This window comes from Desulfotomaculum sp. OF05-3 (assembly GCF_003435535.1).
Taxonomy (GTDB): domain Bacteria; phylum Bacillota; class Clostridia; order Lachnospirales; family Lachnospiraceae; genus Pilosibacter; species Pilosibacter fragilis.
Genome location: NZ_QWGO01000030.1, coordinates 24,577 through 34,814, shown reverse-complemented (window position 1 = coordinate 34,814; position 10,238 = coordinate 24,577). Strand labels below are relative to the sequence as shown.

9 protein-coding genes are annotated in these 10,238 nt (G+C 45.4%); 5 read left to right on the top strand and 4 right to left on the bottom strand.

Annotated elements, in window-relative coordinates; genetic code table 11:
* The first annotated feature begins 89 nt into the window (after positions 1–89).
* On the top strand, positions 90–1,397 hold the full coding sequence (locus DXA87_RS13985) for a hypothetical protein (protein WP_117469389.1): 1,308 nt from the start codon (positions 90–92) through the stop codon (positions 1,395–1,397).
* 225 nt (positions 1,398–1,622) lie between these two features.
* Here the strand turns inward: DXA87_RS13985 and DXA87_RS13980 are convergent, their stop codons facing one another.
* Positions 1,623–1,811 carry a hypothetical protein gene (locus DXA87_RS13980; protein WP_117469388.1) on the bottom strand — a complete coding sequence of 63 codons (189 nt, stop codon included), beginning with the start codon at positions 1,809–1,811 and terminating at the stop codon, positions 1,623–1,625.
* A 447-nt stretch (positions 1,812–2,258) separates the two neighbouring features.
* Here DXA87_RS13980 and DXA87_RS18005 point away from each other — a divergent pair, with 447 nt between their 5' ends.
* Positions 2,259–2,435 carry a hypothetical protein gene (locus DXA87_RS18005; protein ID WP_158553079.1) on the top strand — a complete coding sequence of 59 codons (177 nt, stop codon included), beginning with the start codon at positions 2,259–2,261 and terminating at the stop codon, positions 2,433–2,435.
* Between the two features lie 37 nt (positions 2,436–2,472).
* Here DXA87_RS18005 and DXA87_RS13970 read toward each other — a convergent pair whose 3' ends face one another.
* Positions 2,473–2,787: a helix-turn-helix transcriptional regulator gene (locus tag DXA87_RS13970; protein WP_117504982.1), complete on the bottom strand. Its 315-nt coding sequence runs from the start codon at positions 2,785–2,787 to the stop codon at positions 2,473–2,475.
* A complete protein-coding gene (locus DXA87_RS13965; protein ID WP_117504980.1) occupies positions 2,784–4,661 on the bottom strand; it encodes a recombinase family protein in 1,878 nt (625 codons plus the stop codon). The genes DXA87_RS13970 and DXA87_RS13965 overlap by 4 nt, the downstream gene beginning before the upstream one ends.
* A gap of 90 nt (positions 4,662–4,751) precedes the next feature.
* Between DXA87_RS13965 and DXA87_RS13960 the strand changes: the two genes are divergently transcribed.
* The 3 genes from DXA87_RS13960 (at position 4,752) to DXA87_RS18480 (ending at position 7,661) form a co-directional block, all read left to right on the top strand.
* On the top strand, positions 4,752–5,126 hold the full coding sequence (locus tag DXA87_RS13960; RefSeq protein ID WP_107000082.1) for a TnpV protein: 375 nt from the start codon (positions 4,752–4,754) through the stop codon (positions 5,124–5,126).
* Between the two features lie 234 nt (positions 5,127–5,360).
* A complete protein-coding gene (locus DXA87_RS13955; RefSeq protein ID WP_107000083.1) occupies positions 5,361–5,726 on the top strand; it encodes a BlaI/MecI/CopY family transcriptional regulator in 366 nt (121 codons plus the stop codon).
* Between the two features lie 3 nt (positions 5,727–5,729).
* Positions 5,730–7,661, top strand: coding sequence for a M56 family metallopeptidase (locus DXA87_RS18480; protein ID WP_242998087.1), 1,932 nt, complete (start codon positions 5,730–5,732; stop codon positions 7,659–7,661).
* A gap of 555 nt (positions 7,662–8,216) precedes the next feature.
* Here DXA87_RS18480 and mobQ read toward each other — a convergent pair.
* Positions 8,217–9,923, bottom strand: coding sequence for a MobQ family relaxase (gene mobQ / locus DXA87_RS13945; RefSeq protein WP_117504978.1), 1,707 nt, complete (start codon positions 9,921–9,923; stop codon positions 8,217–8,219).
* Positions 9,924–10,238: the final 315 nt, after the last annotated feature.

Genomic DNA, 10,238 nt, shown 5'->3' with positions numbered 1-10,238 from the left:
GTTTTATTTGAAATAGCACAATAGGTTAAATTAGAATTTATGATCCCGCTGGGATTTTCTGATTCCCGGCAGGCAAAAGGAGATAATATATGTATTCCGTTGGTGTATTCACTACAGAGCGATCCCTGCGCCACATCATGCTTATCGACCAGAAAATGCAAGAGCACAGCAATATTACCTATCTGCCCTACTCATCCCCTGAACACCTCAAATATCTCTATGAGCAGAACAGCAACCGTTTTGATGGATTCCTGTTTACAGGTTCTTACCCATATAATGTTTTGCGCAAAGAATTTGGCCCGCTGAGCAAGCCTCATGCACATTGCAATGTCTCTGACCGGGATTATTATAAGCTCATCGCCCAGATGGCCGTCCAGCAACCTGGTTTGGACTTTTCCAGGGTCTATTTTGACCGTCCAGAAATCCCTGTTGATTTCCATCATATTTTTCTAAAGCAGGGGGTTCCACTGCTGGGTAGCGCTCCAATCGACTGGAATATGGTAGCCGCCACAGATTGGTACGTCCCCCTAAAGGATTATTATCTGAGCGTATGGAACAGCGGAAAGGTTGATCTTCTGGTTACACGTTTTGGAAGTATGGATGATTATTTTCGCCAGCATCAAATCAACTTCCGATATCTGGCTCCCTCTCCAGAATCAATGTTGGAAGCCTTTCACGGCCTTCTCATGCAGCTCCAGGCCGGTGAGATGCATGACACCTCTGCATGTCTTGGATTGGTTCGTTCCCCCAATGCGTTATCAAACGAACAGCATAGCGCTTTGGAGATCCAACTTCAAAATTGTAACAAGCTGTTTAGTATGCCGTTTTTAGTCTATGAACATGGCGACCACTTTGAACTGACCGCAAATGTCTCCGTATTAAAGGATATCTCTCAGCAGTATACTGTCTGCCCCGTCACCGCTTTTTTGGAAAGCAGGCTGGATTTTGACGTTTGTATAGGGTGGGGATGTTCCAGCAATGTAATTGATGCCCATCGAAACGCCCAGCGCGCTGTGAAAGAAGCGCTGCTGTGCAAAAGCTCATCTGCTTTTATTGTTATGGACGATAACAGGATCATTGGCCCATTGTCCAGCCCCCGACGCATCGACTACAGTGACGCACCCAGTCAGCCTCTCTCTAAGCTTGCTGACCGTTTGTCTATCTCTCCGCTATACTTGAGCAAAATATCCGCTGTCCTCTCACAGCGGGGAGACGATACACTGTCCGCCGAAGAACTGGCCTATTTCCTCAATGTCACATCCCGCAGTGCCTCCCGCATTTTATCCAAGCTTGAGGCTGGAGGATTAGCTGTTGTGCAGTATCATCGCCAGCTTAATTTACGTGGACGTCCCGCCAAAATCTATAAAATATACCTGCAGGATATTCCGCAAATATAAGAGTCATTCCCTTGCCCCTTACTATTGTGGACGTTATCAGCAGATGTGTATGGCTATGAAAATCCGTCCAAAAAGTGTGCCACTGTATCCAAGGCAAGTAATCAAACTTCGTGTGCACTCCACATTGGAAATTACGGAGTTCTACTAGCTAAAATAACTTACGGTAAGCAAAAGGCTTCAGAGCAAAACTGATTCCCAACGGGGCTATCGGCTGTTCCAAACACCTTATGCAAGCCTTCGCAGATATTCTTCCATGTTCAGATACTCAATGTCATCTACCACATAGCTCTCCCCTCGATAGAGGACGAACATTCCGGTGATCAGACCGTAGCGGTGCTCCACCTGGGCGCAAGCACCGCTGCGGATCAGCGCGCCTGAGCATAACGCAAACCTGGCTGCACAGGTTACAACCACCACCTCGATGATATGAGTGGTGGTTTAATATTATTAGCCCTCCTAAGGTCTATGCCACTGCTCGCCCCGAAGGGCGGTATCGCAAGCACTATTACCGGCTCTACTATAAAACGATGCTGCCGGAAACTTCTCTTCCCGATTCTTCTGCTTGCTCTTTATATATTTCCGTACGTTTTCCTCTTTTATATTGCCGATTGTCTCTACATAGTATCCTCTTGCCCAGAATGCTTTATTCCACCTATTTCGTAGCTTTGAATGTCTGTCATAAATTCTTTTTCCTCAATCGTTTTCCTTTATGAACACAGAAGTACATTCTCCACCAACCACAGTTCGCAAGCGGCAATATGATTTCCCATATAAATAAGAAAACAGGCTCTATCTGTCTACATACATATTGGAAATCACGCATAGATTGAAGCAGCAAATGCTCTGGAAAGGATGGCTGCGATGGAAGTGTTTCTGATTTTCCCCAAATCACAGCAGGCAAAGCAGGAGCTGGTAAAGGAGCTGGCGAAGTTTCAGTCCGGGCAGATACTGAAAAATGTACAGAAGCTGCCCTGCTCCACGGAGCAGAAGCTGGAACTGGTAGATGCAACGATGAAGCACTTGAAGGGACAGAGGTGATACATACGCAAATAGCTTTGATTTACTCCTTCGTATCTTAGCCCCGTCCTGCTTCTTCATAATGAATGTAAGTGCTGCGGTCGATGTCTGCATAGTCCGCCACACTGCGCTGGCGAAGTCCTCTCTGATAGCGATACCACCGCAGCTTATCCGCGATTTCTATGATCTCGGATGTATCTGAAAACCGCAGATTGAACCTCCCGGCATCCAAAAACTTGTGAGGGAGAACGACCGGGAACTTGAGAATTCGGAGCGGCGCAGCTTTTAACGAACCTGCATCATTCGCTGCCAATATATAGCTGCAGACCTTCAGGCGGCAGAACATAGCTCCATTTTGCACCAAAAGTTTCATGATTTTCCACTTGAAACTCCCGATTGTTCCGTTACGTTAGCATAGCATTTGCTATCCTCCCCCCAATGCGTTTTTGATGCACTGAGGGGATTAGTTTTTCCCAGGCGGTCATCCTCCGTATCATCATCTTCGTAATCTACATCGGAAAATGCCACCAATTCATCATTATCGTCCTCATCGTCTGTATTATCAGAAGCAGCAGAAGCGATTTCCGGGTATTCGATTTCATCGTCCTGCACACCGAACAGAACCACATGGGCATTGACTCCGTCCCAGATAACCTTACGCACGATGGTGCGGATGGCTGCTCGTTTCTGTTCTATGGTCATTTCATCAATGCCGTCCTTAAAGACAGTCAGCAGCTGGCGCATCAAGTCAAATTCAACATCACTGAGAGCGTGCTGCGTAGTCAGTCCTTCCAGCTCCTGAATACGTTTTTCAAGGGACTGGTATTCTTCGTTCAGTTGCTCAATTCGCTTTGTTACATGAGCCTTGGCAGGGCTGTCACCCATTTCCACGAGAGAATCCACCAGTGAATTGATTTTCTTCTCTGTTTCTGCCTTCTCTTTTCTCATATCGGAAATCCGCTGTTCGTAGTCCATGCGATTGCCGGTATAGAATTTTCGGCTCTGCTCCAACTGACTGACAAAAGTCTCCTTATCATCTGCAAGCATTTTTACCTGTTCGATGATTGCCATATCCAGTGTATTGCCGTTTGCGTTTTTGCTGTTGCACACGGTACGCTGGCTGCGCTCTTTCATTTTGCACACATAGGTGTAAATCACCTTGCCGTCAGCAGTTTTTCGCTTGCTCATCTTCGGATACATACGCTCACCGCAGCTGCAGAACAGCAGACCGGTCAGCAACGCTTCGTTACTGCGTGGTTTTCTGAAAGACTTGGACTTGTTGCGTTCCAATGACTCTTGAACCTGCACCCACACCTTGCCGGGAATTAGTCCGGGATGTTTGCCAACGGACACAATCCATTCACTCGGCGGTAACGAGATACTCGCTCTGCCTTTTTCCTGATCGGTACGATTATATGCCATCATGCCGTGAACACCGTCAAAGGCATCATGCTCGGAGAACAGGTCTGTATCATTCTTTATAAAGAAATCATACGCCTCTTGGTCAGCGACCATGTAGACCGGATTCTGCAAAATCGCTTTGACCGAGAAACGGGTAAAATATTTTCCGTTCTTTGTCTTGAACCCTTGCTTAATCAACGCCGCTTCTGTCAAAGTCAAAGAATCCGTTTCCACATACAAATCAAAAATCGTTTTGACTATATCTGCTTCTTCCGGAACAAGTTTCAACTTGCAGGCTTTCTTTGTCTTTCCGTCCACTGTAATGCTTTTTATAGCTTCGGATTCAAAGCCGGTAGGGGTTGTACCACCTAACCAGCGTCCGGTCTTTGCCAGCTCATGCATATTGTCACGGATACGCTCGGCAATGGTTTCACGCTCCAACTGAGAAAAAACAGATGCAATATACATCATGGCTCGTCCCATCGGGGTGCTGGTGTCAAACTGCTCCTTGATGGAAATAAAAGAAATATCCAAACGGGCAAGTTCTTCAATCAATCCAGAGAAGTCGCTGACATTACGGCTGATACGGTCAAGACGATAGACAATGATTGCCTTAAACTGTCGCTTTTTTGCTGCATCCATCATTCGTTTGAATGCCGGACGGTTCAGATTCCCTCCGGAAAATCCCTCATCTTCATATACTACGATTTTATCTACAGCGGCATCACCAAAATGCACACGAACATACTCTTTGCCAAGTTCAACCTGATTGCCAATACTCTCGCCTTTCCCTGTAAATTTTGATTTACGGGAATAGAGGGCGATAACATCTTCATTTTGTCGCATCTGCTTTTCCTCCTTCTCTTGCTATGTGATGTATCATGTGCTATTATAACATAAAGTAAGCACCAAGTAAACATGACAGGAGGGTTTTCTATGAAATCGATTTTTGAAGAATTAGGCGGCACCTACACTTTAGGCGAGGACGGAATGTATTATCCGAACCTGGAGCTTCCGGTTGAAGAAGAACCACATTACGGTAAGTATGGTCGTATGCGAATGAATTACATAAAAGAGCATCGCCCGGGGTTGTATACGGAGCTTTTGTTCGACGGAAAGCTGGTATCACACTTGAACGACATTGATGATACGGCTCGTCAACGGATGGAGCTGCTGACTCGACAAATGCAGGAGCAGCATGGTGTAAACGAGGAATTAAAAGCTCTTGATCAGATGATCTGGGTAGGTGCCTGCAATAACATCCGCAATGCTGCGGAGGAAATTGTTTTGAATGAACTAATATATTGCTAACGCCAAGGGAGAGAGCTTGTACACATCATGGGTACAAGTTCTCTCTTTTCCCTTGAATCCGAGTTGGACAGAAGTTGTTTTGACATCCCACCAGCTTGTCGGAAAGTTAGAAAATGCAGAAACCCAAATACTTGTGAAACTATTATGAACATGACTGTTTCCTATTGACATTCCAGTTTATTGAGAGTAAACTATAATTAGTTTATTGACTATCAACTGGAAGGAGAAATCTTTATGGCTGAGATTAAAATGGGCGTAGTGGAATCCCACTTCGCTGATATTATTTGGGCGAATGAGCCTTTGCACTCCAGAGATTTGGTAAAGCTCTGTGAGAAGGAACTGAATTGGAACCGTTCTACCACTTATACCGTGTTACGCAAACTCTGTGAGCGTGGGATTTTCCAAAACAACGGAGGAACTGTTTCCTCTGTGCTGACCAAGAACGAGTTCTATGCTGTTCAGAGCGAGCAGTTTGTAGATGAAACCTTTGAAGGCTCCCTCCCTGCTTTCATTGCGGCTTTTACACAAAGGAAGGGTATTTCTCAACAGGAAGCTGCGGAGATTCGACACATGATTGATGCAGCCGCCGGAAAGGAGTAATCTATGAGTTCACTCTTTTTGAAAATTGTAAATATGAGTATCGCCGCATCTTGGCTGATCCTTGCGGTCGTACTTTTGCGTGTAGTTTTGAGAGAGGCACCTAAGTGGATCAATGTTCTGCTTTGGGGTGCTGTTGCAATTCGACTCTTATGCCCGATTACCATCGAAAACAATTTGAGCATGGTGCCAAGCGCAGAGGTTTTTCCGAATGAGGTCGTTTCCGGACCATCCTTTGATGTGAATACAGGTTTCAATATCGTAGATACACAAATCAATGATTACCTTGGCGACCGCTACTTTGAAGGTGTGACGGTTCCTGCAAACAACGGAGCTAACATAACAACGATTCTCAGTGTTGCATGGATAGTTGGCATTTTCACTTTTGCTGTATTTGCTCTTGTGAGCTACCGAAAAATCCACAACAAGGTTCGTCCATCGTTAAATGTGCGGGACAACATTTGGATTTGCGATGATATCCAAACACCATTTATCCTAGGCTGCTTTAAGCCAAAAATCTACATTCCGTCCGGAACGGATGAAGTGCAGCTTCCCCATATCATCGCCCATGAGAACGCTCATTTAAAACGCTGTGACCACTGGTGGAAGCCGCTGGGGTATCTGGTTTTAGCAATCCATTGGTTCAATCCGCTTGTATGGATTGCGTATATTTTACTTTGCAGAGATATTGAGTTGGCTTGCGACGAGAAAGTCATTCGAGAATTAAATCAGAGCGAGTCTATTTCCTATTCCGAAACATTACTCTCTTGTAGCGTAAATAGAAGAACGATTTTGGTTTGCCCGCTTGCCTTTGGCGAGGTTGGCGTAAAAGAAAGGGTGAAGCGTGTGTTGAATTATAAAAAGCCTGCGTTCTGGATTGTTGTCGTAGCAATAATTGCTGCTATCGTTACGGCGGTTTGTTTCCTGACAAATCCCAAAACGATTGGTGATTCTATAACACTTGTTGAACAGTCTACACCCGGAAATGGTAATACTTTTACCTATGATACTACCTTTGGTCAAAGTGTAATGAGCGGCACTGTTTATGCCGAGCAGTGGAGTAATGGCACTTGCACAAAATCTACGCCTGCCGTATTAACGAGTGAAGTCGATGAGATAAACATCTTATTGGATGTTCGTCGTGAAAACGGTCATTCAGTAGGTGTTGATATTCAAGTCGATACCAACGAACATGGTGGTTCCTTCATCACATATTTTGCATTCCCTGAGAATTATTCCATCCTCGGATGGAGCTGCAACGGTTATGAGTTGAATAAACCTATTCTAATCCAATCCGAGGCGGAAAAAATTTTGGCAGCTATGGTATTTGATGTGGGAAATGGAGTGAGGGTATTTAGTCCCGAAGTGCTTGTCAATGAACCTGAAAGATTGGAAAATGTAGATTATGCAATCGTGATTCGTGCTTCATTTGATAGTACCAACTTGGGCAATGAAAATTCGGAACATACTTCTCACTCAGCAGATAGTGGTGCTGTGATTCCGATGGTTATGGTGAATGACACACTCTATCTGTACACAGGATTTGAAAATACAGATGCTCACCACGATGTGATGAATGGCAAGATCACATCCTCTGTTCACGGGAACACCAAGCCTACCGTAAATGATCAATCGAATTTTGGCGAGGGATACGCATATCAGTACGGTGCTGCCGAAGGAACCATTGAAATCTACATGGATGGTAAATGGTGCATCTTTGCTACTGAAGAAGTGCGACAGGATATTCAATTTCCTGTTGCTGATGGAGATGTTAACGGATCAAACGGAGCTGAGTCGGGAGAAACTACATCAGTAGTGGCAGGAGTTTCAATGGTGGATGCTTCTAAGATTGCCAGCATTGCTGTAACCAACGGCAATACCGGAGAACAGAAAACAGTTACTGGAAAAAAGGCATATAGCGATGAATACCTTGCCTAACGTGACTATGATAATGGAAAAGTATAAATCCCGGGAAGGCGATATTGAAATTTCAAATCAAAGTGGAAAAGAACTGAAAACCTGGGAATGGTATGATATTCAGAAGTGGGAAAACGGTGAATGACACAGGCTGGATCAGCTGACGGATGGATTGTGGACAGATACTCTATACCAGATTCCAGCGGGAGAAATTACGGCTTTTTCTACGAATTGGAAAACGTGGTATGGCGACTTGTCAGACGGTAAATATCGCATCATAAAGAAAATATATGAAACGATAGAAGATGAAATCCATACTCATTATCTGGCAGTAGAATTTGAAATTCGATAACTGTCCAAGTACAATGTCAAATATAATTATTGCATCCTTAGTAAAGGAATACCATCGCAGATACTTCCAAAGTAGCAGCGATGGTATTTTTTCTGTTGAAAATACTGTGTAGTACGATATGTACACAGGAAGGACAGTATATTTTTCACTGGCTCAGATATATTGTAGAGCAGCAATCCACCACTACCATTCCAAAATCGGAGTGGTAATGGTGGATTTTGTTATCATCGCTCGTAATCTTTTTGCTTTCTTTTGGGAGGTTTTTGCATCTGTGATTCTGGTTCTTTGCGCTGAAGCATTTGAGTAATAGAAGGCTTTCTGGTAACTTCCCCAAGCATTTTCTTCACTTCCAGCTTGCTCTGACGCATCATATCATAATCATATTTAACGCCGTAGATTTTTTGAAGCTGACTGGCTGCGGATTGCTCTTTGCCAGTGCGAAGCTCCATTCTGGTGTCGGTCAATTCGCCTGCATCCACATCGGCAACGGTTTTTTCCAAATCCCTGTATCTCTCCAGTGTTCTGTCCAGTTCGGCAGTGAATTTATTTTCTGCCTGTTCCAGTGCGTCCATCTGTGTATCAAGATTCTTGACTTCCTTTTTGAATTTGGAGAAGGCTGCATCATCCGCACATTCCATACTGTTCAGAAGCATGGACTTTTCGGATTTCAATTCCTCCAAATCCTCAGTCAGCGTAGCAACCTGCTCCGACAATTTCTGATGCTTTATCACATGAATAAAGGGTAGAGAATCCTGTTCTGCACGGAGCTGTTTTCGCTCTGTGTTTTTCTCTTTGATTTCCTGTTTGATTTCCGTATATCGTTCCACGACCGGTTTTACAGCATCCACATAGTCAGAGATTTTCTGCTTGCTGATACGGATATGGCTGATGCGGTACATAAGAACAATCATATTCTCACGCAGGGATTCCAGTGCATTTGCCAGCTCCGGAATCGAAGTTTTTACTGCAGCAGCCAGCTTTTTGACCTTCGCTTTCAGCTCCCGGAGAAGGGCGTTGTCCGCCTTGATCTGGCGATTAATTTCGCAGCGGTCAGAAACGATACCCATCGCTTCCAGCTTTCGTGCGTGATAGCCCTCGTGGATGGTTGGCAGTTCATCCAATCCCCGTGCGGCGTGACTGCGGTGATCGATCCGGGCATCTATCTCCGGATACTGTGCCAAATGCCGATTGGTAACGGTTGCCCATTTTTCCCGCCAGATGAGTAGCTGTTCATCGCTGTTCCAACGCTGAGAAATTGGATTCTGTCTGCCATACTTTGTACTTTTGGGATACTTGTTGGCTCGTTCATAACCTTGCTTCTCAGCTTCTGAAGGTGCCATATACACCTTTCGCTCGCCAACCAGATATTGATACTGTTTCTCCCAGCCCTCCGCCTGTGCGATCTTATATTCAGCAGAGGTAAATCCCCATTCTGCGCCATCCCTCACGCACAGATATTCTTTTTCGGTTTTATGCTGCCATTTACCGTTTTCCTGTAAGGGGCGAATCGTCAGCATAATGTGGGCGTGTGGATTGTGTCCGGGCGGATATGGGTCATGGATTGCAACATCCGCACACATTCCCTCGGCCACAAAATTGTCCTGAATAAATTCTGTGAGAAGGCTCTGCCAGTCTGTCTTTCCCAGTTCTATGGGAAGTGCTACCACAAATTCACGGGCAAGGCGGCTGTCCTTGGTCTTTTCGTTTTCCTCCACCGCATTCCACAGAATGCTTCGGTCACTCCACGCAGCCGGAGCGATTGGCGGAAGAAATACTTCCTGCCAGACAAGCCCTCGTTTTCTGGTGTAATCATGCTGAATCCCATCGTAGTCGTTGTATATCTGTGAACAGCTCAGATATGCGGAAGCCGCCACAGCGGAGCGCCCGGCTCCACGGCTGATGACCTTTGCTTCCAGATGATAGATTGCCATTCTTCATCACCGTCCTTTCGCTTTTGTTTTTGTTGCTTTTTAGAAAAAGCAAATGGGGCTTGGCAACAATGCCCATCTCTGCAACAAAGCTGCCGGTGGCAGGTTTTTGCAGACAGTTGGTGGAATACCGTCGGTTAAAGCGACGGTATTTTTTATAGGTGGTAACACCGACCACCAGCTGCGTGGACAATGACAGCAAGCTCGCAGGATTGTGGCATTGTCCATAAGGCTCCCGCAGGAGCCGCATCCGCCTCGCAGAGCGCACGGCCCCGAAGGGGATACCACCGCCCGATGTTATCGGGTGGTGAGTAAGTG